The following is a 24,916-nucleotide window of genomic DNA, read 5'->3' as shown; positions in this document are numbered from 1 at the left end:
TTATTCTTTTAAAGCATTTTGAATATAATTCGCATACTCTCCCAAGTTTTGTAAATGCTCTTTTAACTTATGGCTAGGGCCCCCCATAGTATTTGCCCTCACAACTTCTAAAGCACATATTACAGCCATTTCACGCTGAGTCGCCCCTTCACAATTGCTGTATGATTGAAGAATACTTTTAAACGATGGTAGTCCACTTGGAGCTATAGTTTTGTTATCAGACATAGTTAAACCTTTTGCGATAAATGTCATCCATATAATAGAATCGAAATGAGCGCAATTGCAATGCAACCAATGGCATCCCGCTGTTCACATTATTTTTTTGAGAGATCTAGCATACTTTAAAACCTTTCCGGCTACTTCTAAATCGGTCAAAGCGCCAATCTCTAACAAAGCAATTCCTGTCAAAACCTGCTGTGCTGTAACCAATTGCCCTGTTGGTAGTTCTAGCCTGTCGTAATGCATTTTAAATTGTTCCCACTGTTTGGATGAACTAAGCTCTCTTCCTTTTGTCATTCTCATTAGACGTTTACACTCAGGGGGGATGGTTTTCCCCTTATCCCATTCTTTGACCGTTCTCACAGTTTTTAAACAAAGTTCAGCAGCTTGTTCGACGGATAAACCACATTCAAATTCACGAAAAATATAGTTTTTAGTCATTTCGTGATACTTCATTGAATAGTCCCTCAAAAGAGAGACATTTTATATGACTGGTATATGCAATCGCATTCAACATAAGCAGATATAATGCGCACCAAGGAGTGAGATCTCAAAGCAATAATGTCCGGTTTTAGCTACTTTAAAATGTCCTCCTAAGATTAACAACATTGTTTGCTTTTGAGGCTTTAACCGAGGTTCCTGTGGACTTGCAATCGCTAGTTTGGTTTGTGGTTATGCTTACGAAGCAAATCAAATCTCTTATTGAAAATTGATGCGCGCTTAGTCCCCGACTTACTGGCGTGTCCTTCCGTAAGCACCTGAATCAATCTATGTATGGTGATGATGGCCAACTCACTGAATTTGCCATTCAATGGCATCACGATTACTAACTTAAGCGCTACCAAACAAAAAAGCCTTTCATACTCGCCTCGTACAACAGCAAAAATCAGCTAAACGCTCTAATCGCTCCGCAACGAAATCTGCCAAAAATCACGAGCTCAGTTTACTCGCTCTTAATCAAGGCGTTCTGAAACATTTATAAGCCTGTGGTTATATGGAGGCGAATGTACTTTTCGGGGTATTTGTAACGATAGCGTTTTCCTTTCTTCAAGTTGGACTTAACGTACCTACACACTTTTTGGTCACCACTACTGGTTACTCTTTTTATTACTGCGTTTTTACTTTTGTGCTCCATTTCTATCATGACGTCACAATAGCCTTGATAGCCATCAAACTTATTGTCTACTTTCTTTTGAAGCTTAGTTTTAATCTTTTTAGCCAACAGGTTCGTTTCCGAATCGTCAGCAAAAACTGAAGTACTTGCAAATATCAATATCATTAAAGTTACAACGTATCTCATCGTTTTGGTCCGTTTATGTTGTTGATTGTTCGATGATAAGTAATTTTTCTGTAGATACGAAAATGGGACGCCACATTGCGTCCCATTTAACATGATGAAGTAACTGATATGTAATTAAGCGCGCTTCTTGCCTTTGTTTGCTTTGAAGCCCTGGTGCGGAAAAACGTTACGAATCCTCTGTTGAACTTTTTTGGGAATGCCTTTGGAAAAGCTTAAGCGCATTCCTGTTCGTTGGCTATACACCTTCATTTCACCAGTAAACGGGTTATGCTCACTAATATCCTGTAAGTTGTGTTTGAAAGAAGGAGGTAGATGCCCTTTTACGTTACTAATATGGCCATTATCGAACTTTACTTTTAACACCGGCCTATCGACTGCGATCAACCAAAAGATCACGATGGCTGCAATTAAGATTACATATAACATTTGGCACTCCCTATCCTAGCTAGATAGCAATTTACTCAAATCCTCTTTAATTGAGGTAACTTTTTGACTCGCTTTTTCACTTCTCGACGCTTCGGAAAGCAAATATTCAATTGCGTCAGATAACGTACAACCAAGTTCATTCGCTCTACTAGAAAGCTTTTCCCAAACTCGGTAATCTAAATCAATGGATTTCTTCTTTGTATGGACTTGCTCTGCATTGAAGTGACGTTTCCGTTTCGCTCGGATAGCCTGCTTGAGTTTATTATCTAACTCTTCTGACATGTGGTTTTCTATCCAAGCTAAGACAAGTGTAGGCTCGTGTTCAAGGCGTTTTAGTTCTGCGACCGCTGCATCTGCTTCGCTTGTATCAATATGTCGGGTAATCGCTTCACCATCTTTCCATTTTTTGATGAGATACTTCCATTTCCACCCACATTCTAGATTCTCAAGCTGCTGATATTTCATTTGTTCCGACCCATAAACATAACCTAGTGACAGCGTAACCCAGATGGTTTACTTGGGCAAATAAAACTCTTAGAAGTATCGATGTTGATCACTCATTTGTCTAAGTATTGTTCATTGAGAGATGAATGCCGAGAGCAAACCAAATTGGTGCTAGGGTGTTATAGTCCGTTTCGTTATAATGTCGGCAAGATTGAATTACGATGAATTTTAATGAACCAACTTAATTGGCAAGACGTAACACCTTCACTTGAGCAGTACGAAGCACTTTTAAAGTCTGCACCTTCGTTACCAAAGAAGTCTTTTACTGAGCTCCAACCGAGAATGTCGGCAACGATATCTCGTTTTTCAAAAATTTCTGGATTGACGCGAGTACTACTCATTAACTGCGTAGATAATTCTGTCTATAGAGAGTTCATCAGTAAAGCTCTTCAGAGCCAGTCTAACGCTGCGATTGTTTTGTCGGAATCACTTGATGCCAAACGCTTATTTGACCGTTACAGTGTCGATTTAAGTGGTGATATTGCCTTCCAACCTGGCTTAATTTCACAGGCAGATAGCGGTTACTTAATTGTACCGGCTAATCTAATTTTGGCTAACCCAGGACTTTGGCCAAATATAAAGTCTGCAATTCAACAAAACCTTATCGAGCCACTGAACCTAAGCCCTACTCGTTTACCTACTTCAGTACCGCAAGCTAAAGCTTATGATGTAAAACTGATTGTAACAGGAGAAAGAAGTCAGTTAGCAGAGCTAGAATACATCGATGAAGACTTCTGTTCTGGCTTTGCCATGTATACGGAAGTTGAAGAAGATATTCATCTGTCAGAGCAGAATTTGACAGATTACTTTGGTTTAGTGAACTGGATATGTTCTCAATATCAGCTGCCTCACTTAACTGAATGTGGTTTTAGAAGATTGTTGCTAGCCGGTATGAGATTTACTGAAGATCAACATTATCTGCCTTTAGGAGTAATGTGGCACTCTCAACTTCTAACGCTTGCCAGCCAGTTCAGTGATGGCCACGCATTAGATTACAAGGCGTTAGATAAAGCGATTGACGACAAGTATTACCGAGAATCTTACCTTCCTCAGCGTGCCGTGTACGATATTTTAGATGGACAAGTCATCATTGAGACAACTGGGGAACAAGTTGGTCAAATCAATGGCCTAACCGTTATTGATATGGCTGGGCACCCTGTCAGCTATGGTGAGCCTGCACGAATATCTTGTGTAATTCATTTTGGTGATGGCGATGTTTCCGATGTTGAGCGCAAAGCTGAGCTTGGAGGCAATCTACATGCAAAAGGCATGATGATTATGCAAGCTTTCTTGAGCTCTGCTCTGAAACTGGATGAACCACTGCCTTACTCAGCCTCCATCGTATTTGAACAGTCTTATAGTGAAGTTGATGGTGACAGCGCATCTCTTGCAGAACTTTGTTGCTTGGTAAGTGCTTTATCTGAATCTCCAATTAATCAACAAGTTGCGGTTACAGGGGCTGTTGATCAGTTTGGTCGAGTGCAAGCCGTTGGTGGCTTGAACGAAAAAATTGAAGGCTTTTATCAGGTTTGTAAACATCAAGGTTTTACAGGAAATCAAGGTGTTGTGATGCCAAAATCAAACCTTAAACACCTTGCATTACATAAAGATGTAATAGAAAGCATTAAAAATGGTGAGTTCCATATTTGGTCCGTTTCTACCGTAGATGAAGCTATTCCGATTGTAATGAATAAACCTTTTAGAGGTGAAGACGATAGTATTATTGGCAAAATAGCGGAACGTATTGAAAACTTTGAAAGACATGAGCATCCAGAAGGAATTGTGCAGCGCATCAAAAACTGGTTTGTCTAGTACTGATCGGAGTTGTTTAGCGTACACGTGTTCACTAAGATGCAGCTATCAAAAATTGGAGTAATTGATAATGCAAAACAAACGTGATTCTTATAACCGTGACGATCTACTTGCTTCTAGCCAAGGCGAACTGTTTGGGCCTGGTTACCCTCAGCTTCCTGCGCCAAACATGCTAATGATGGATCGTGTTACTAAAATGTCTGAGACTGAAGGCGATTTTGGTAAAGGTTTGATCTTGGCGGAATTGGATATTACTCCAGATTTGTGGTTCTTTGACTGCCACTTCCCTGGCGACCCTGTAATGCCGGGTTGTCTTGGCCTTGATGCGATGTGGCAACTTGTTGGTTTCTTCCTTGGCTGGGTTGGTGGCAAAGGAAAAGGTCGTGCTCTGGGTGTTGGCGAAGTGAAGTTTACAGGTCAGATCCTGCCAACAGCGAAAAAAGTGACGTACGAAATCCACATGAAACGCGTTGTAAACCGTAAACTTGTGATGGGTTTGGCCGACGGTCGTGTATGTGTGGACGGCAAAGAAATCTACGTAGCAAAAGATTTGAAAGTTGGCTTGTTCCAAGACACTTCAAGCTTCTAATCACGATTTTAATCGATTTATTAAGGCTCCTATTTAGGAGCCTTTTTGTTATCGAGTGTTAACCTACTTCCCTATGTCCCTATAATGTAGAAAAGGCTCCGTAGAGCCCTTTCGAATCCTTCTTTTTGTATGTGGAGAGTTTATTTGTAGAGACCAGATTGTCTTTCATCTCTGGCATCACGCCAACCACCTAACCAATACGACCGAGCATCAACTTGTTGATATGGGCAAGCCTCTTGAGACCTTCCATTCAACCCAGCTTTGTAGCCTTGAGATTGAGCTCGTTCTAGGCGATCACGCTTTTGTCTCTTCATAGTTAATTCCTCATACAGGTCCATTTACTAACGTACAGCTGTTATTGTGAAACTTTGATGGAGTTTTTATGACTCCACTTATAAGAATCGATCAAAGTAGGCAATTTCTCAAGGCATAAAAAAAGCAGAGACTCAAATGTGTGAGCCTCTGCTTGATTTAAAAATTACTGACGATTTTTAACTATTTTCTACGGAACCCAAACAATCCAAGCATGGTCAAAGCTAACCAACCAAGACCTGCACCTTGACGCTCTGTCGTCGTTGAGTCAATGCTTCGAGATACGATGTCGTCCTTAGTTGCGTCAGCAATAGGTACTAGTTTGACTGCTACAATTTGCTCTTCAGAGCTACATGTCGCATTGTTTGCTGTTGTGCTATAACCACCTGCACATTTCATAGCAGTACCAGAGATCACACCTGCATCATTGATATCAGTTGCGTCGATAATACGGAACTGATTGTTTTGTTCAGAGTAATCACCGCCATTAGTCAAACTGTCTAGGAACCAAGCTTTTCCATTGAATAATGTTGCAGCACGTTCACTAGTCTCGCCACCTACGCTATATGGATAGATAAAACCGCGCTTACGACGTGGCTTGCCATCGTCTTCACGAGTCGTTTCCGCATCAAGTTGCCCGACGATTTCATTGTAAGAGTTGATACCGCCCATCTTACCGCCCGCACCGCTAAAGAAAATGCCAGTAGTTGGGTAAAAAGCGCTAATAGAATCCTTACGAACATCATCTACGATAAAGAGACGATTCGGAGCAGAGCCCGTTGGCATTAAGTATCCGCCCGAACGTTTCGCTTCACCAATAGCAACAAAATTAGAGTTAACGTCGGTTAATCGTGAGTTTGTATGAACCGTATCATCACCTTCGCGCTGCCTAGCTCCTACAACAACTTTATTTTTCCAAGTTGCGTTTTCAACGCTACCTTCGGCTTCTAGAGTTCCAACAAAAACAGTCGCATTCAGGTAGTTATCATCACTGTAAGTGTTGTAACCTACGCCGTAGACCGTTGTTCCATCAGTGACAAGGTCACGCATGCTCCCTTGAGCTAACCTTTCTCCATCTTTAGATGTGCCACTTGGCCAAGCCAATTCACTGACGGTTCCGCTTTGATCCCAAATCGCTGCTTTTGATGTGTGGTGAGATCCATTGGTATTGCTTGCTGTTCGAGAAACACTGCCAACAGTAAAAATGCCGTCTGTGCTCCAAGCATGGCTTTGCACAACACTTGCGTCACTATCGCCAGTAAGAATATTTGGTTCTACTGGTGCAACTACGGTATTTCGTGTTTCTAATGTAGAAGCATTTTCTGTGCTAACTTTACTCTGATTACCGACAGCTGCACCATCCTCGGTAAGCTGGTTGATAACATTGTTATATTCATTTTTATAAGCAGCAGAATCTTCTTCTATGAACGCTAACGCATTAGAAGTAAAGTCTTTACTACGTTCTTTATTCCACGGCGTCCAGTTTACTGAAGCCCAAGAGTCACAGGTGGAATAGCGAAGCTGGTTGTAACAGTAACGCTCAAAGTCTTTGAGTTCTTGGATGTAATAAAAGCCAGCGTCTAATCCGAATGGGATTTCTTCACGATAGCTGTTCCCATCCACGGCTTGTGTCGCTGAAATCGGTGTAGTGCGAGTTTCCATTGCAAGTTTAAACTGCTCTGGCGTGCAGTTTGCTGCTGCATCAAAGCAGCCTAAAGCGAAAGGTGAACCTGTTGAAGGATCTGTACCTGCATTGCCCTGTTGAATTGCAACCCCGTAAGCCGTTTGGTAGTCACCGTTTGAACCATGATCCTGAGGTGAAACCTCAACAACTTGATACAATGCCGCCTGTGCGTTCATTGTGGTACCAACCATCATTGCAATGGCGGTCAATTTGAATTTATTACTACAATTCATTGAATTCTTAACTATCCTGTTGCATTGCTTCGAGTTCTTCCCATCTCTCGAATGCGATTTCCAACTCCTGCTCTAGTGCAGCAAGCTGTTCCAATACCGGCTGAGTTTGCTCTACAGGTTTAGCAAAGAACTCTGGATCGTTCACTTGCTCCTGAAGGCTCTCGATATCCGACTCTAATTGTTCAAGTTTAGCTGGTAGAGCCTCTAATTCTCTTTGCAGCTTATACGATAACTTCTTCGAATTGTTCTTAGGTTGCGTAGTTTTGGGAGTTTCCTCAACCACTTTCTCTTTCTTCGTTGGTTTTTCAACCTGACTGCGCGAAGCAAGAACTTGGTCACGCTGCTGTTTAGCATCATGATAACCACCAACGAACTCTTCGATTATACCGTTACCCTCAAAAATCCAGCTGGTTGTTACTGTGTTGTCTACGAACTCACGGTCGTGACTCACTAACAATAATGTACCCTGATAATTGGCAAGCATTTCTTCTAAAAGTTCCAACGTTTCGATATCCAAATCGTTAGTTGGTTCATCAAGAATAAGTAAGTTGTTTGGTTTCAACAAGATACGGGCTAGCAATAATCGGTTTTTCTCACCACCAGAAAGTGCCTTAACCGGGGTTCTGGCGCGCTTAGGTGCAAATAAGAAGTCTTGAAGATAACTCAGCGCATGACGCTGACGTCCCCCAACCATTACTTCTTGTTTCCCATCCGCTAAGTTGTCGATCACTGTCTTTTCTGGATCCAAAATCTCTCGGTACTGATCAAAGTACGCGACTTCTAATTTTGTTCCGCAGTGTAAACGACCAGACTGCGCTTCCAATTGCCCTAGTAGCAATTTAAGTACCGTACTCTTACCGCAGCCATTTGGTCCGATAAGTGCAATACGGTCACCACGCATGATGTTAAAGCTAAAGTCGTCGACAATTGTCTTGCCTTCGTAAGCAAAAGATACATTTTCTGCTTCAAATACAATCTTACCTGAACGAGAAGCATCATCGATGTTTAGGTTAACTTTACCTTGAACTTCACGACGGTCACGACGCTCTTCACGAAGCTTTTTAAGGGCTCGAACACGGCCTTCATTACGAGTACGACGTGCTTTAATGCCTTGACGAATCCACACTTCTTCCTGAGCTAGTTTCTTATCGAACTCAGCATTTTGCATTTCTTCGACGCGAAGCATTTCTTCTTTGTCATTCAAATACTGTTCGTAATTACCAGGGAAAGAAGCTAATTGACCGCGATCTAAGTCAACGATGCGTGTCGCCATCGACTTGATGAATGCACGGTCGTGAGAAATAAAGATGATCGAGCCTTTGAAGTCTTTTAAGAAGTTCTCTAACCATTCGATCGTTGTCACATCGAGATGGTTTGTTGGTTCATCAAGAAGCAATACATCAGGATCACAAACCAGCGCACGAGCTAAAGCAGCTTTACGTTGCCAGCCACCGGATAGATCGGTCAGTTTGGTTTCTGGGCTTAGTTTTAAAGAGCCAAGTACGTTCTTAACACGGTCATCAAAGCGCCAAGCGTTAGAATGATCAAGTTGCTCTTGAACTTTCGCCAAACGGTTAATGTTCTTCTCACTTGGGTCTTGAGCAACGAGATCGAGAAGATCGTGATAGATCTTCAATTGTTCGCCGATTTCAGCCAAACCGCCAGATACGTATTCGTAAACTGTACCCTCTTGATTGCGCGGTGGATCTTGTTCAAGCCGAGAAACTACTACGTCTTGAGTTATTTGAATCTTGCCATCATCCAACAAAATGTCGCCGGCAAGCACTTTCATTAACGTGGACTTACCTGCTCCGTTACGACCAACTAAACAAACGCGTTCGTTTTCTTGAAGAGCGAACTCCGCTTTGTCTAGCAATGGGTGGTCACCAAATGCAAGTTGTGCGTTATGAATGGTAAGTAATGCCATTATTATCCAACCAATGTGTGAGTTGTTCTAAGTCAAACGGCCAGTTCAACTCAGAATCTTGATATTTTAAGACGGGTATTGTGACGCCGTAACGAGAAAATAGTACATCATCGAACGCAATATCGATGATATCTGTTTGCTCGGCCAAACCGACTTGGTCTACTAGAGCAAATGCCATCTCACAAAGATGGCATCCCTCCGTGCTATACAATATCAGCACGTATTAATCCTTTTGTTTATACTACGCGTGCGTTACTAGCCAACAGTTATGAATCTGTTTATTACGCGCAAAATCTAATGGTAACGTTTGAGAAGAAATATTCTGAGCCTTCAAACCCAATTCAGCGAGTGATTCTTCATCCATCTTGAAATGACGTTTGTTATTTGAAAATACGATTGTGCCTTCACTTCTCAGTAAACGTTTGAGGTTCTTCATTAGCTTAATGTGGTCACGTTGTACATCGAATGATGTTTCCATACGCTTAGAGTTAGAGAACGTAGGTGGGTCAATAAAGATCAAGTCGTACTCACCTTTTGCGTTTTCTAGCCATTGCAAACAGTCCGCTTGTTCATATTTATGTTGGCGCCCTACACAGCCATTAAGCTGCATATTGTCTTTCGCCCAATTCAAGTAGGTGTTTGACATATCGACAGTTGTAGTGGAACGCGCACCACCAACTGCAGCGTGCACTGTTGCACTACCAGTGTAAGCAAACAAGTTAAGGAAATCTTTACCCTGTGCCATTTCGCCAAGACGACGACGAGTGATCTTATGATCCAAGAACAGGCCTGTGTCTAGGTAGTCATGAAGGTTCACGATCAGCTTCACACCGTACTCGTTTACTTCGAGCGTCTCTGATACCTGACCTAATTTTTGGTACTGGCTTCGACCTTTCTGCTTCTCACGAACTTTCAGTACAACTTTGTTCGCTTCGACACCGGTCACCTGAATCGTCGCACGGATAATGTCCGTTAGACGACGCTTGGCTTTTTCTTCAGGGATGTTCTTAGGTGCTGCGTACTCTTGAATCACAATTTGATCGCCGTACACGTCGATCGCTACGTTGTATTCTGGAAGGTCTGCATCGTAGATACGATAGCAGTCTAGTTTCTCTTTACGAGCCCACTTGCCAATCTTGCCAATGTTTTTCTTCAAACGGTTTGAGAAGTCTGGTGCGATTTGAACGTTAGTATCTGCACCTTTAACTTCATCAGCGCTGCGCTCGGCAATGCTGTAGTTCTTTTGGTGACACGGTAACGCACCGTTGTTCAATTTAAACTGTTTATCAGCGCGCATGCGAAGGCAACTCAAGAGCTCGTCTGAGCTAGAGAAGATAGATGCTTTACATCCGCCAAACTCAGATTTTAGCTGTCCACCGAATGCGGTATAGAGCGCAATCAGCCCCGGCTCAGTTCCTAGACGCTCACCGTAAGGTGGGTTTGAAACGATAACACCGTGTTCAAATCCTGCGGGACGAGTAATAGTTGCAGCATCACCTTGCGCAAACTCAATCAACTCTTCAACACCTGCTCTGCGGGCGTTTTCTTGAGCGACTTTTAATACTTTGGGGTCGTTATCGAATCCAAAAAACTTAGCGTCAACTTTCTTGACACCTCGTCTAGCTTGAACATTAGCCTCTGATTTAATCTCAGCCCAGGTCTCCGGTTCAAAGTCTTCCAAAACTTCGAAGCCCCATTGTTTGCGCTTAACGCCAGGTGCCATGCTGGCTGCCATCATTGCTGCTTCAATAAGCAAAGTACCAGAACCACACATTGGATCGAGTAATGGTTGATGCCCATCCCAGCCACAACGCATGATAATCGCAGAAGCAAGCGTTTCACGTAATGGCGCACGACCCGATTCTGGTCGATAACCACGCTGATGAAGACCACTACCTACCATGTCTACCCCAAGCAACGCTTTATCTTTATGCAAACGAACGTGAATACGAATATCTGGGCGTTCTTTGCTGATATTAGGACGTGGCAAGCCTTTGTTCTCAAAGCAATCTACGATGCCATCTTTGACCTTCATAGCCCCGTATTGGCTATTTCTAATCTCACGGTTTGTGCCGTTAAAGTCCACAACAAAGCGTTTAGAGCTATGAAATTGGTTAACCCAGTTAATAGTGGAAGTGGATAGATACAAGTCCATGTCGTTGTTACACGTGAACTCAGATAAAACACGTACAAATCGAGACGCTAAACGGCTCCACAAACAACAGCGATAAACCTGTTCGTTTGTCGCTTTAAATTTTACGCCTGCCTGTACTGGTTTCGCATTTTCAATGCCTAGTTTAGTCAGTTCTTCAACAAGCAAATTTTCCATGCCATTTGAAGTTACCGCGAGATATTGATTCATAGTGTTCTTTCGCTGATAAAAAATGGCTTCAATTATACCTGACTTTACGATCAATGCCTCGTTTTTAAAGGTATTTTCCCACCCGTTAGTTCAAATCATCACCACTCAAATGATCTAAAACTTTCAACATCTTTAGTTTGAATGTTTTTCATTCATGAACGTATTTTGTTTCCTTTAGAAGAAGTGAATACTTATTTACATGCATTTTGGCATATACCAGTCGTGATTGGTTGATGTAAATTACTTACAAATGCCCTTTATAGGGGAATAAATAGGGTTGTTTTAGGCGCTAGGTTGCCTAATTAAAGGAGTAATCAAATTGAAATAAGTAAAATAAAAGTGACCAGCTTCATGTTTGCATGCATAGAAAACAAACAGTTTCATGGTCTTTCGGATTGGAGTGTCAGAGGAAAGGACAAAAAAAATCGACCCAATAAGGTCGATTAAGGCAAACAAAGGAACGAAATAAAGAAAAATTAAACAGCTTTAACCCACCATTGCCATAGGGGTCATTGCAAAGAGGTGATTTGCACAAGCCATGCGATCATGCATTACTTTAATCGGCTGCCCAAATTGAAGCGCCTTATTGCCATCAAGAACAAAGGCTTCTTGGTTAACATAAGCACATAAGCTCGATGTTTCGCCTGGTTCTAGAACGATGAACATACCATCAGAATATTGATTTGTGAGAAAGACCATGTCCCCTTCTTGAGGTTCATAATCAGAGGACTGTGCATCGAAGAACCAGCTCTTAGGCTGTACAGGTTTATGAAAACGCTTTGCAGCAACACAATACAGTGTTAATTCAGCTTGGCGATATTCACTGATATCGAGACAGCGAATGCGCTCATTAAACGTTTGAAATGCGCTGGCGTCATCAACGGTAAATTCACTGTTTGAGAAGGCACAGTTAACCAACAATTTTCGGGATAGATTGGTTTGGAAAATCATTTCCTCCCCCAGATCCAGCATTAAGCAAGCTTTTTGCTCGTCAAAATACCAATTCCATTTGTCGCTGGGTTTAAGCATTATTCCGTTCTCTCTTGACTAGTTAAATCAGTGGTAAAGAGGTAAGACGCTTAATTACCTACTCGTGATTTTTAAATTCTACAAACGAACGGATAAAAAAAAAGAGGAAACAAAGTCCTCTTTTTTATGTAACAGGTACTGATTTTTCAGTAGTTTTTGATGTATATGTTAAAGATTCTTAACAATATCACGTACGAGACCTGGGCCGTGGTAAATAAAGCCAGTGTAGACTTGAACAAGCTTAGCGCCTGCCATGATCTTTTCTTTGGCTGCAACATAGGAATCTACACCACCAACACCGATAATTGGAAGTTTGTCTCCAAGCTCTTCATGAAGCTTACGTACGACCTCCGTAGAGCGTGATTGCACAGGGCGACCACTCAAGCCACCTGCCTCATTGGCGTGTTTCATCCCTTCTACGATCGTGCGATCCAAAGTTGTGTTAGTCGCGATCACACCATCTATATTGTTTTTCAATAAAGAATCGCAAATTTGGCAGATTTCATCGTCACTTAAATCTGGCGCAATCTTTAATGCTAACGGGACGTACTTGTTGTACTTCTCTGATAACTCCGCTTGTTTCGCCTTTAATTCGGAAAGCAGTTCATCAAGGGCTTCACCATATTGAAGTGAACGAAGACCTGGAGTGTTTGGCGATGAGATGTTTACTGCAATATAGCCAGCATACTCATACACTTTTTCCATACAAATCAGGTAGTCCTCTGCCCCTTTCTCAATTGGCGTATCTTTATTTTTACCGATATTAATTCCGAGAACACAATTGAATTTTGCTCGTTTAACATTCTCGATCAAATTATCAACGCCTAGGTTATTAAAGCCCATGCGGTTGATGATCCCTTCTGCTTCCACTAAACGGAATAGGCGTGGTTTATCATTACCTGGTTGTGGTCGTGGCGTTACAGTGCCGACTTCGACAAAGCCAAAGCCCATGGCATCAAATGCTTCAATACATTCGCCGTTTTTATCTAAACCAGCCGCAAGACCAACAGGGTTACGGAATGTTAGACCCATACACTCAACTGGACGAGTTGGTAACTGTTGGCGGTAAAAGAGATCAAGTGGTGTGCCGTTAAAGCGTTGGAAGTTCTTGATTGCAAGATCATGTGCCTTCTCGGCATCGAGTTGGAAAAAGCCAGTTCTGGCTAGACGGTAAAGCATTGTGCCTCCGAAAGAAAAAAGCCCCGTATAAACGGGACAACATTATTTACCGTTTTTCATCGTAATTCAATGAAAATGAACGTAATAAGTAAAAACCTATATCTTTATAAGATTTTCAAATATAAAACAAACAATTACAATCAAGTTTCTGCGATAAAAATCGTAACTAACCGCTTAAAAGCAATCGATTTCACTCTGTTTTAATTTCAACTCAATGTGACAATGTAACTATTTTCGTTCCAAATGTGAATAATAGATAATAAAAAGCCCCGTTAAATAACGAGGCTTTTACTTATGACTTGATTATTCCACTACTCTTTCGATGAGCAGTTGAGGTTTAAAAGTACTAGCTCTCGAAGTGCTACAGAGAACTTAGCAAATTCGTGTACTGAGCCAACTTTGAACTCGTTTAAGATACTCTCCCAGCGGTGCAACGATTGCTCGTTAGTTTCAATCCAATCTTCTAACGCAGCCATCACGTCAAGCTCTTCGGTTGAGCAGCCACAAGTCAGTACCTGAGCGGTAAGTTGACGTTGTTGCCAGTCCAGATCTTCACGGAATGCCGCTCTTGCAAGTGCTTGCCAGTTGTTATCAACGGCTTGGCTATTAATTTGCTTCAAGAACCAATGCAACGATAAACGGTCACCCAAGTTAAAGTAGAGTTTCGATGCTTGCTCAACCGTTTTACCTGTTTCACTTGCTACTGATGAAATATCCAGTGCAGATTGTAAGCTTGATAAGCGGGCAACTTGGTGAGCGAGTTTCTCTTCAACCCCTTTCTCTATCCAACCTTGAGCCAACTCATTGTGTTCTTCAACTTCAGACTCAACTAACATAGTGTCTAGGGTTTCAGTGATAACATTGACATCTTGCTTGTAGATAGCAATCAACTCACCGACCGTGCATTTGCCGCTACGGTTACGAAGCAACCAGCGTGCAATTCGACGCAGTGCTCGGCGCACGTAAAACATAATTTCGTATTGAGCTTGCGCTGTCGCAACGTTATCAAGTTTGCGAGTTTGCTTGAGGATTGCTTCTAAATCAAAGATTTCTCTAGCCGCACTGTAAGCATTGGCAATATCGACAACACTTGCACCAGTTTCTTCTTGCAAACGAGTAACGAAGTTACAGCCCATTTCATTAACCATCTGGTTAGCCAATGCTGTAGCTATAATTTCAGCTCGCAGTGGGTGATTAACCATTTGATCTTTATAGTTACGTCGTAACGCACTTGGGAAATATTCAACAAGTTGTTTTGCATGGAATTCATCATTTGCGATTTCATCCGTAACAAGTTGCTGTTTAAGTACCATTTTACCGTAGGCAACTAACACTGATAGCTCAGGGCGAGTCAGGCCTAGTCCCTGTTTTTCACGCTCGATTAGCGTTTCATCATCAGGAATGTATTCGAGAGCACGGTCCAAGTACCCTGCTTTCTCCATAGTGTGGATGAATCGAATTTGCTCCTTAACAATGCCAACACCTTGCTGTTCAGTAACAGAGATCGACTCCGACTGACGGTAAGCATCATCCAAGACAATTTCACCCACTTCGTCTTCCATAGACTCTAGAATTTGGTTACGTTGCTTAACCGTAAGATCGCCATTTGAAACCAGTCCATTGAGGAAGATCTTGATGTTGACTTCATTATCCGAACAGTCAACGCCACCTACGTTATCAACGAAGTCCGTGTTCACTCGACCGCCAGTTAGTGCGTATTCGATACGACCAAGCTGAGTCATACCCAAGTTACCACCTTCGCCAACCACTTTGGCTCTTAAGTCACGGCCGTCAATGCGCAGCATGTCGTTAGCACGGTCACCAACATCTGTATGAGTTTCTGTCGATGATTTAACGTAAGTGCCGATACCACCATTCCAAAGCAGATCGACTTTCATTTTCAAGATCATCTTTATCAGATCGTTAGGCGCTAAAGATGCTTTCTTCGTACCTAACATTTTCTGAATTTCTGGCGTCAACTGGATCGATTTTGATCGACGAGAGAAGATGCCACCACCTTGAGAGATCAAGTCTTTGTTGTAATCTTCCCAGCTTGATCTTGGCAAATTAAACAAGCGGTTACGCTCTTCCCAGCTGCTGGCTGAATCTGGATTTGGATCAATAAAGATGTGCATGTGGTTAAACGCAGCTTGCAATCGAATATGCTTCGATAACAGCATACCGTTACCGAACACGTCACCTGCCATATCACCTACACCGATTGCAGTAAAATCAGTGGTCTGACAGTTGATGCCCATTTCACGGAAGTGACGTTTAACAGATTCCCAACCACCTTTTGCGGTGATTCCCATTGCTTTGTGATCGTAACCGTTTGAACCACCTGAAGCGAATGCGTCACCTAGCCAGAAGTTGTATTCTGCAGAAACAGAGTTTGCCAAATCTGAGAAGGTTGCTGTGCCTTTATCGGCAGCCACTACTAGATATGGGTCATCTTCATCGTGACGAACAACGTTTTGTGGTGGTACCACCTCTCCTTCAATGATGTTATCTGACACATCTAGCAGTGCACGGATAAAGCGTTTGTAACAACGCTGACCTTCCGCAAAAATTTCATCACGCGTGGTGAGAGATGGCTGGCGTTTACAAACGAAGCCGCCTTTTGCACCCACAGGTACGATAACAGTGTTCTTAACCTGTTGCGCTTTCACTAAGCCAAGAATCTCCGTACGGAAGTCTTCTTGACGATCTGACCAACGCAAACCACCACGAGCCACTTTTCCACCACGAAGGTGAACACCTTCAATATCTGGTGCGTAAACAAAGATCTCGAATGCAGGTACAGGCTGCGGAATCTCAGGAATATCACTTGGCTTCATTTTCAAAGATAACCAAGGCTTAGGCTGCTTATTCTCGTCTACTTGGTAGTAGTTGGTACGAAGCGTCGCCATGATCATTTCGATATAACGACGAATAATACGATCATCATCCAAGCTCTCTACACGATCCAACTGCTCTGTTAGCTTTTTAATTAGATCGTTTTGGCCTTTCTCGCTGCCTTTGTGTTTCGGATCAAATCGCTTGGTGAACAGCTTGACTAGACCTGTCGCTAAGTCTGGGTAGTGGCTTAGCGTGTCTTCGATGTACTGCTGACTGAATGGGAAGCCGACTTGGCGCATGTATCGTGCGTAAGCGCGAAGAATGGAAATCTCACGGCCAGATAAAGACGCACCTAATAACAATCGGTTGAAACCATCACTTTCAAGATTACCCGCCCAAATGGCAGCAAATGCTTGTTGGAAACGATCACGAGCTTCACGAAGGTCAACGGTTTTCTCGCTCTTATGCAGCATAGAGAAGTCAAGGATCCAGAAAGTCTGACCGTTGTTTTTCTCGATCTCATATGGCGATTCGCCAATCACACGCAAACCAAGGTTTTCCAACATCGGCATTACGTCAGAAAGGTGAATTGGTTCATCGCGATGATATAACTTTAAGCGGACAGCTTTGGAATCTGCTCCCTCTTCTTGAGGTCGGTAGAACAACATACCAAGTTTATTATCATCACTTAACGCTTCTAAGCGCTCGATATCTGCAACCGCAGAACCTGGCATCATGTCCTCTTTGTATGAGCGAGGGAACGCACTCATATATTCTTTTGAAAGAGGAAGGCCTTTACTTTCACCAAAGTTAGCAATGATGGATTCTTTTAGTCTGTCATCCCATGAGGTAGAAACTTCCATTAGATTTTGCTCGATCTTTTTCACGTCTACGTCAATGTTGTTATTGTCTACACGAACAATGTAATGTGTTCTCGCTAGTGGGCTTTCTGAGAAGTACGTTGTAAATTCAACCTCTTGCTCGCAACCAAAGTACTGCTTAAGAATGCGTTGAGTTTGACGACGCAATTCTGTGTTGTAACGATCTTTAGTGACATAAACCATGCAACTGAAGAAACGACCAAATGGGTCTTTACGAACAAACAAACGCAGCAAGTCACGATCTTGCATTTGTACAACACCCATTCCCACCTCAAGCAGCTCTTCTTCATTAGCTTGAAGCAACTCGTCGCGTGGGTAGTTTTCTAAGATATTGTGCAATGCTTTGTATGAGTATGATCCGTGACGGTATCCACTTGCTTCAAGGATACGGTCAACTTTTTCGCGGATCAAAGGAATACTTTGTACCGCTTGGTTGTAAACGGCGGAGGTATATAAACCAGTAAAGCGATGCTCACCTATTACTTTACCGTTTTCATCAAACTTCTTAATACCGATGTAATCAGTATAAGCCGGACGGTGGATACGAGATGCTTTGTTACCTTTGGTGATGATCAGAGCGTATGGTTTTTTCGCTTCTAATCGCGCTGAATCTGATAATTCAGAGAGCTTGACGCTACGCACGCGCTTGTCATCAGCAAACAGACCTAGTCCTTTTTCTTTAGCAGGAACAAGTTCGGTATCACCATTGACCTCTTTTAAGTCATAATCTTTATAACCCATAAAGGTAAAGTTATGATCTTCTAGCCAACGAAGAAATGCGATCGTTTCATCCATACGATCAGTTTGGATAGAAACACGATCTTTATTTTTCTCAAGTTCATCAGTAACAAACTTAAGCTTATCAACCATCTGCTTCCAGTCATCAACGACTAAGCGAGTATCAGATAGAATTCTTAACAGCTCTTCTTTAAGCGCTTGCATCTCGTCTTTACTAGTAAGGCGGTCTACCTCTATGTGGAAAAGTGATTGAAGAACACCACCCTCACCGTTTACGTCTGTAACTTGGCCTTTTTTATCACGCTGAATCTGTGTTGGGTTATTCAACATTAGGTGACAAACAAGATCCAAACGCGCTAAAGCCATTTTGACTGAGTCCACTAAGAATGGACTATCTGGAACAACAATTTCTACGATTGTGTGTGTGGATTGCCAGCCTTGACGACTTACGGTCGGGTTAAATACTCGAACCGAAATCTCTTCTGGTTTTTTTTCATTGATATGGTGCCAAAGACTAACGACAGCACCATAAAGGTCGGATTCGTTTCGCTGAATTAGATCATCATCAGCAATGTTACTGAATAAGTGTTGAGCAAGTTTAGTTACAAGCGTTTGGTGAGAAAGCTCGAGTTTGTCTTGAATCAGTTGGTAAACCTTTTCAAGCAGAACCGGCACTACATTTTCACGCGCGGTCATATTCACACTCCACATTAGAATTGTTGTTTTGTAGGGGGACTTAGTAGCTAGGTTGTTACCTTAGAAACTAAGCATAGGTAATGCATGTGCCCATTGTAAAAGCATAATTACAAATGTTTAACAACTAATCGTAGTGGTAAGAGGTGAAATGTCCGATTCTGTGACTAAGATTCCTATTTAACTCTCTGCAAATACAATACATCACAGAGTTTCTAACTTAAGAAACTTATTATTTTGGTCAGTTGTTAGTCTAAACTGGCCTCTAACGCCCAATTGACTAAGAAATGGTCTAAATCTCGCGGCGGGTAACTGCAAACGCAAACCGTTGTGTGTGACAACTTGAACAACACTTGCCGCACCAGAATAATGAGATAAAAACGTTTGATATGAAATGTTGAGATTGAAGTAGTAATAGTTCATGAAGTGAAAACTAAGTGACATAAACAAATAAGGTGGTCTAAATGACCACCCTATTGTGTTGTTTACTATTCGTCTAGTGCTTTAGTCACTTTTTCGAATAGATCTTTAGCAAGATTATCCATTGCTTTGAGCTTTTCAAGTTCTGCACGAATCATTGCTTGGCGAGCTTCATCGTATTTACGGAACTTAAGCAAAGGATCAATCATTCGAGAAGCTACTTGTGGGTTCGAATCATTTAGTTGGCGAAGAATTTCACCGGCAAACTGGTAACCTACACCGGATTTATCATGGAAACGTACAGGGTTCGCACTTAAGAACGAGCCAATTAAGCTGCGCGTACGGTTCGGATTTTTCAAACTAAATGCTTCGTGGTTCATGGTTGCTTTTACTTTTTCAAGAGCATCCTCTGCAGGATTGCTACCTTGAAGTGCAAACCACTTATCCATAACCAAACCATCGTGCTTCCATTTATCGCTATAATCAGCCATAAGTGCTTCACGACACTCGAGCTGAGCGTTATTTGCAGCACTCATCGCAGCAATCGTATCTGTCATGTTATTTGCAGATGCGTACTGCGCGTTGACTAAATCATTACCTTTTTCCGTATGTGCTAGGTACTGAAGGCAACGGTTACGTAAAGCACGCTTACCAATAGCAGCATGGTCGATCGTATACTCTGTTTGCTTAAGCGTGTGATAAGTTGCACTTAGCTCATCTTCTAACTCTTTAGAAAGTGACACTGTAATGCTGTTTAGCACTTTGTCTACGGCATCGATATCAATTTGCTGGTACCAACCAGTAATCTCATTGATTGAAGGCATAGAGAAAACTTGAGCAATGAAAGCTGGCTCAAGCGTTTCATCCAACAGCACACCGCGGAAAGCATCTATCACACCTTCAGAAAGCGATACTTCTTGTCCCGCTTGAACGTTTTTCACATTCTGACGAATGTATTTAGCCAATAGCATTTGGCTAGCGTCCCATCGAGCAAAATCGTTCGTTGCGTGCTTCATCAAGAAGACTAACTCGTCATCGCTGTAATCGTATTCTAATTTGACTGGTGCCGAGAATTCACGCAACAAAGATGGCACTGGCTGTTCTTCGACATTTTCAAATACGAACGTTTGCTTATCTTGTTTAATATCCAGCACGTTATGAACAGATTCACCGTTAATTACCAGTGGGATAACTCGACCTTTCGAATCATACAACTCGATATCGAACGGAATATGCAGCGCTTGTTTTTCTGCTTGGTCTTGCGTCGGCTCCGTAAATTGCTCTACCGTTAGTGCGTAAGTTTTTGCATCAGCGTCGTATTCGCTATTTACGCGTAGCGTTGGTGTACCCGATTGGCTGTACCACAAACGGAACTGTTTTAAATCAACACCGGTGGCATCTTCCATTGCAGAAACAAAGTCTTCACACGTCGCGGCGGTACCATCGTGACGTTCAAAATAAAGTTTCATTCCTTTTTGGAAGCCCTCTTCGCCAAGGAGTGTATGGTACATGCGAATAACTTCGCTGCCCTTTTCATACACCGTTAGCGTGTAGAAGTTATTCATCTCAATGACTTTGTCAGGACGAATCGGGTGAGACATTGGGCTTGCATCTTCCGCAAATTGAGGACCACGAATAATACGTACGTTATCAATACGGTTATCAGCACGAGAACCTAAGTCAGAAGAGAATTCTTGGTCACGGAATACGGTTAAGCCTTCTTTTAGACTTAGTTGGAACCAGTCACGACAAGTGACACGGTTGCCAGTCCAGTTGTGGAAGTACTCATGACCGATCACAGCTTCGATACCTAAATAGTCACGATCTGTCGCAGTTTGATCGTTCGCCAGAACATATTTTGAGTTAAAAATGTTCAAGCCTTTGTTTTCCATTGCACCCATGTTGAAGAAATCAACAGCAACGATCATATAAATATCCAGATCGTATTCCAGGCCAAAGCGTTCCTCATCCCACTTCATCGAGTTGATCAAAGATGTCATCGCATGACCTGCACGATCTAAGTTACCTTTATCAACAAAGATTTCTAAATCAACACTGCGACCTGACATCGTTGTATATTTGTCACGCAATACATCAAAGTCGCCTGCAACAAGGGCGAACAAGTAAGCTGGTTTTGGATGCGGATCCTGCCATTGAACCCAATGACGACCGTTCTCTGCATCACCTTCTGCAATTCGGTTACCATTGCTCAGCAAATATGGGTAAGCCGCTTTATCTGCGATCACTTTTGTTGTGTATTTTGCTAGAACATCCGGACGGTCTAGATAGTACGTGATACGGCGGAAGCCCTCAGCCTCACACTGAGTACAAAATGCGCCGCCTGATTTGTACAAACCTTCGAGTGCTGTATTCGCTTCAGGATCAATTTTGGTGACGATTTCAAGTTCAAACTCGGATGGAAGATCGGTCAGTACCAGCGATGACTCCTTCACCTCGTGATGAGCCCAATCCTCACCATTTACCTTTACAGCGCGTAGCTCAAGCCCTTCGCCATCGAGTTCTAGCGTTGTTGTATCGCCTTTTTGAGCAACTTTTGATACCGCCGTAACGATTGTGTCATTGTCATATAGATCAAAAGTAAGATCGATATCAGTAATCGCATGAGATGGCTCTTTATAATCTTTACGATATTTGGCCAGGGGAGCTTGAGACATGAGCATAAATCCTTGTATGTCGAACAACAAAAATACCAGACTGCATGATCAAAAATGCAGTTCTGGTATCACTATATAAGCTATTTGTAGGGGTTGTGGTATCAGAATACAAGTCTTTCCATCAAAAAACGGAGCTTTTAGTGCTCTAGCTCCGTTTTTTGATTAACATTTAAACAACATTAATGACTTACCGTACGCACGCGTAATTTAGCGCATGTTAAAGGCATCATGGCGTAACTCTATTGAGTACGGCGTACATATCACCATTGGAATCTTCGATCGTTAGCTCATTCTTGTTGAGCTTATACGTGGTTCCATGCTCGCCATTTTCATAAAACAGAACCAGAAACTCATCTTCTGTGTAAAACACACCTTGTTTGATGGACTCATCCCCTTCTTCGTTCGAAACCCTAAACATGAACACGAAATCAGGTTGAAGTATCAAATCCATCTGATTAATGTTGTTTGCCACAAGACCGTCGCCAGATACGTGAGAGCTAGACCAAATACCTGCAAGTGAATTGGATAATCCCTTAGTGAATGTTACACCATTAAGATCAAGCGTATTATGGTTGTTGCGATAGGCATAAATTTGAGGCTCGTCGGTGTTTAAACCAAGAACGATGGTGTCTTCATTTGCGTTATACAGCCCTTCCCAATGGTCAACGGAATAGTCTTTCTTTTGAATATCAATAGAAAAGCTGTAGTCCGAACCTAATGAGAGTTTGATCGCGCGAAAGTTTTCAGCCGACTCTTCGGGGTTTGGGTTCATTAAATACCAGTCTCCGATGAGAAACGGCGTGTCAAAGTGACTTAATTCATCTTCTCTGGTGTTTTCTCCACCAACCACACTAAAGCAGCAAAAGCTAAGTAAAATAAAGAACCACTTCATATCGGCATCCTTATCGTTTTCTTTTAGCTTAGCCAGTAGTCTTCACTTTCGCGAAATTTTAGATGTAGATCACGTAAATTATTGGGAAAAAATAAGCGAATATCTTACTTGATACTCAATACAAACAAAGATGAAAAGACATAAAAAAAGAGTGAGCCTGAAAGACTCACTCTTTTTACTTTGAATTGCCAGTTATTATGACTGATTTTTCTGCTTGAGTAGATCAACCATAATCGCGACAGACTCATCTAAATAAACATCAGGCGCTTCATAATCTTTAGGTATATCATCCAATGTTTTGAATGCTTCCTTACCTAAAGCAGCTTGACGCTCATTGATGCGTTGTAAACGAAGTGCTTCCGCTTTATCCGATTCAGCTTTACGAACTTTTTCGTTCAAAGACAAAGTATTATCGTCTTTTTCTTTACGATATTTCTCGATGTCTTCATTGATAAAGCGGAACTCCATTTCATCAGAAATACGCTTGTTATGAAGAGCAGTAAGTTTTTCAACTAAGGCGTCGTTACTTGGAAACGTTTGATATTGTGCTTTATCAATCTGATCCCAAGGTAAAGCATTGTCTTCAACACTTTCACCTGTTTCAGAAGCCTCAATTGGCGTTGGGTACGAAATATCTGGTGCAACACCACGATTTTGCGTACTTCCACCGTCAATACGATAAAACTTCTGAATCGTGTACTGAACATAACCTAGCTCTTTATCGAAAAGATCGTAAATATGATTCAGTGAACGATGTTGCTGAACTGTACCTTTACCGAAAGAGTTTTCACCTAAGATGATTGCACGATTATAATCTTGCATTGCCGCTGCAAAAATTTCAGATGCTGAAGCACTGTAGCGGTTAATCAATACCGTCAATGGGCCATCATAACTCACTTTTCCATCGGTATCGGCATTCACCTTGATGCGGCCATAGCTGTCACGAACTTGAACTACAGGACCTTCTTTAATGAATAAACCTGTCAATGCCGTCGCTTCTGTTAGCGCACCACCACCATTGTTACGTAGATCAACGATTACGCCGTCAACGTTTTTGGTTTTCAACTCAGCTAGTAATTTATCGGTGTCTTTCGATAAGCCGACGTAGAAACTTGGTACTTCTAAAATACCAATCTTCTTACCGTCTTTTTCGATGATTTCTGACTTAACCGCACGATCTTCTAAGCGAACTTTGTCACGAACAATTGTGACGATGTAACTCTTCGCATCGTTACCTTCTGGCAAGATCTGTAGATTAACCTTTGTGCCTTTAGGGCCTTTGATTAACTGAACAACATCATCCAGACGCCAACCGATCACGTCGACAATTTCTTCACCGTCTTGTCCAACACCAGTGATTCGGTCCCCTTCACCAAGTTGCTTACTCTTTGATGCCGGACCGCCAACAACAAGTGAACGAATTACTGTGTAATCGTCTGTCATTTGCAAAACGGCGCCGATGCCTTCTAGAGAAAGGTTCATTTCCGATTGGAATTGCTCGGCATTACGTGGAGAAAGGTAGCTTGTATGAGGGTCAACCTGTCGCGCGAAGGCATTCATATACAACTGAAATGCGTCTTCATTGTTGGTCTGTGTGATGCGCTTCATCGCGTTGTTATAACGCTTCTCTAAAACTTCTTTAATCTCTGGCCACTCTTTGCCAGTCAGTTTCAGATTTAACGCGTCATATTTCACACGCTTGCGCCACAACTCGTTGAGCTCTGCTTCGTCTTTTGGCCATGCGGCCTCAGAGCGGTCTAACTCTATCTCGTCATCGGTATCAAACTTGATCTCTTCATCGAGTAGAGTTAACGCATAAGCAAAACGATCGAAACGCTTCTGCATTGAGAGGTTGTAAACATCAAAAGCAATTTGGTTGTTGCCCGATTTAAGCTGATCATCAAGCTCGACTGACCAATTTTTAAATGAATCGATGTCTGCTTGAGTGAAAATATTTCTATTGTAATCAAGCAACTCTACATAGCGTTCAAATATCGCTTTAGAGAAATCATCATTGAGGCTGAAGTGCTTATAATGAGAGCGGGTAAATCGCGAGGTGACTCGTTTGCTAGCTGTTTCATGCTGAACTTCAGGAGAAAGAACCGGCAGGTCATCTTTATGTAGTTTGGCTTCAAGAGCCTGAGCTGATGCTGCTAGCCATAAGCTAGCAGCAATCAGGGTCACTTTTGAACGGCAATTCATG

General features: G+C 42.2%; 19 protein-coding genes. 2 read left to right on the top strand and 17 right to left on the bottom strand.

What is annotated here, in order from left to right:
* From R7035_RS00230 to matP, 5 genes are all read right to left on the bottom strand, one after another.
* Nucleotides 1–225, bottom strand: a complete 225-nt coding sequence (locus R7035_RS00230) for a hypothetical protein (protein WP_262662254.1) — start codon at nucleotides 223–225, stop codon at nucleotides 1–3.
* An 84-nt stretch (nucleotides 226–309) separates the two neighbouring features.
* Nucleotides 310–675, bottom strand: coding sequence for a regulator (locus R7035_RS00225; protein WP_262662257.1), 366 nt, complete (start codon nucleotides 673–675; stop codon nucleotides 310–312).
* A 520-nt stretch (nucleotides 676–1,195) separates the two neighbouring features.
* Entirely contained in the window at nucleotides 1,196–1,519 is a 324-nt protein-coding gene (locus tag R7035_RS00220) for a hypothetical protein (protein WP_132937251.1), read from the bottom strand.
* A 114-nt stretch (nucleotides 1,520–1,633) separates the two neighbouring features.
* Nucleotides 1,634–1,945 (bottom strand): DUF3634 family protein, encoded by a 312-nt coding sequence (locus R7035_RS00215; RefSeq protein WP_005377468.1) that lies wholly within the window; start codon nucleotides 1,943–1,945, stop codon nucleotides 1,634–1,636.
* A 15-nt stretch (nucleotides 1,946–1,960) separates the two neighbouring features.
* Entirely contained in the window at nucleotides 1,961–2,410 is a 450-nt protein-coding gene (gene matP / locus R7035_RS00210; RefSeq protein WP_005396497.1) for a macrodomain Ter protein MatP, read from the bottom strand.
* A 210-nt stretch (nucleotides 2,411–2,620) separates the two neighbouring features.
* On the opposite strand from matP, the gene R7035_RS00205 reads away from it, so the two are divergent.
* Both R7035_RS00205 and fabA read left to right on the top strand, forming a co-directional pair.
* On the top strand, nucleotides 2,621–4,261 hold the full coding sequence (locus tag R7035_RS00205) for a Lon protease family protein (RefSeq protein ID WP_132937250.1): 1,641 nt from the start codon (nucleotides 2,621–2,623) through the stop codon (nucleotides 4,259–4,261).
* Nucleotides 4,262–4,331: 70 nt separating this feature from the next.
* A complete protein-coding gene (gene fabA / locus R7035_RS00200; RefSeq protein ID WP_005390081.1) occupies nucleotides 4,332–4,850 on the top strand; it encodes a bifunctional 3-hydroxydecanoyl-ACP dehydratase/trans-2-decenoyl-ACP isomerase in 519 nt (172 codons plus the stop codon).
* A 140-nt stretch (nucleotides 4,851–4,990) separates the two neighbouring features.
* Here fabA and rmf read toward each other — a convergent pair whose 3' ends face one another.
* From rmf to prc, 12 genes are all read right to left on the bottom strand, one after another.
* On the bottom strand, nucleotides 4,991–5,164 hold the full coding sequence (gene rmf, locus R7035_RS00195) for a ribosome modulation factor (RefSeq protein ID WP_005377453.1): 174 nt from the start codon (nucleotides 5,162–5,164) through the stop codon (nucleotides 4,991–4,993).
* Between the two features lie 181 nt (nucleotides 5,165–5,345).
* Complete coding sequence (locus R7035_RS00190) at nucleotides 5,346–7,079, bottom strand: DUF3466 family protein (protein ID WP_256901109.1); 1,734 nt, start codon at nucleotides 7,077–7,079, stop codon at nucleotides 5,346–5,348.
* Nucleotides 7,080–7,086: 7 nt separating this feature from the next.
* The gene (locus R7035_RS00185) at nucleotides 7,087–9,006 is read right to left on the bottom strand and encodes an ABC transporter ATP-binding protein (protein WP_054730902.1); all 1,920 of its coding nucleotides are present in this window, start codon (nucleotides 9,004–9,006) and stop codon (nucleotides 7,087–7,089) included.
* Nucleotides 8,984–9,226, bottom strand: a complete 243-nt coding sequence (locus R7035_RS00180; protein ID WP_017821808.1) for a glutaredoxin family protein — start codon at nucleotides 9,224–9,226, stop codon at nucleotides 8,984–8,986. The genes R7035_RS00185 and R7035_RS00180 overlap by 23 nt, the downstream gene beginning before the upstream one ends.
* A gap of 21 nt (nucleotides 9,227–9,247) precedes the next feature.
* Nucleotides 9,248–11,368, bottom strand: coding sequence for a bifunctional 23S rRNA (guanine(2069)-N(7))-methyltransferase RlmK/23S rRNA (guanine(2445)-N(2))-methyltransferase RlmL (gene rlmKL / locus R7035_RS00175; RefSeq protein ID WP_132937248.1), 2,121 nt, complete (start codon nucleotides 11,366–11,368; stop codon nucleotides 9,248–9,250).
* Between the two features lie 486 nt (nucleotides 11,369–11,854).
* The gene (locus tag R7035_RS00170; RefSeq protein WP_005377444.1) at nucleotides 11,855–12,397 is read right to left on the bottom strand and encodes a cell division protein ZapC; all 543 of its coding nucleotides are present in this window, start codon (nucleotides 12,395–12,397) and stop codon (nucleotides 11,855–11,857) included.
* 168 nt (nucleotides 12,398–12,565) lie between these two features.
* Nucleotides 12,566–13,576, bottom strand: a complete 1,011-nt coding sequence (gene pyrD, locus R7035_RS00165; RefSeq protein WP_017634281.1) for a quinone-dependent dihydroorotate dehydrogenase — start codon at nucleotides 13,574–13,576, stop codon at nucleotides 12,566–12,568.
* Between the two features lie 311 nt (nucleotides 13,577–13,887).
* Nucleotides 13,888–18,729: an NAD-glutamate dehydrogenase gene (locus R7035_RS00160; protein WP_086046766.1), complete on the bottom strand. Its 4,842-nt coding sequence runs from the start codon at nucleotides 18,727–18,729 to the stop codon at nucleotides 13,888–13,890.
* Between the two features lie 201 nt (nucleotides 18,730–18,930).
* Nucleotides 18,931–19,149 carry a DUF2835 domain-containing protein gene (locus tag R7035_RS00155; protein ID WP_005377440.1) on the bottom strand — a complete coding sequence of 73 codons (219 nt, stop codon included), beginning with the start codon at nucleotides 19,147–19,149 and terminating at the stop codon, nucleotides 18,931–18,933.
* 65 nt (nucleotides 19,150–19,214) lie between these two features.
* Complete coding sequence (gene pepN, locus R7035_RS00150; RefSeq protein WP_318145911.1) at nucleotides 19,215–21,821, bottom strand: aminopeptidase N; 2,607 nt, start codon at nucleotides 21,819–21,821, stop codon at nucleotides 19,215–19,217.
* Between the two features lie 226 nt (nucleotides 21,822–22,047).
* A complete protein-coding gene (locus R7035_RS00145; RefSeq protein ID WP_262652111.1) occupies nucleotides 22,048–22,713 on the bottom strand; it encodes a hypothetical protein in 666 nt (221 codons plus the stop codon).
* Between the two features lie 195 nt (nucleotides 22,714–22,908).
* Nucleotides 22,909–24,915, bottom strand: coding sequence for a carboxy terminal-processing peptidase (gene prc, locus R7035_RS00140; protein ID WP_062730581.1), 2,007 nt, complete (start codon nucleotides 24,913–24,915; stop codon nucleotides 22,909–22,911).
* Nucleotide 24,916 lies beyond the last annotated feature (1 nt).

This window comes from Vibrio sp. 1731 (assembly GCF_033339955.1).
In the GTDB taxonomy this organism is placed as follows: domain Bacteria; phylum Pseudomonadota; class Gammaproteobacteria; order Enterobacterales; family Vibrionaceae; genus Vibrio; species Vibrio alginolyticus.
The sequence above is the reverse complement of the archived record's forward strand: the minus strand, read 5'-3'. Positions and strand labels throughout refer to the sequence as shown.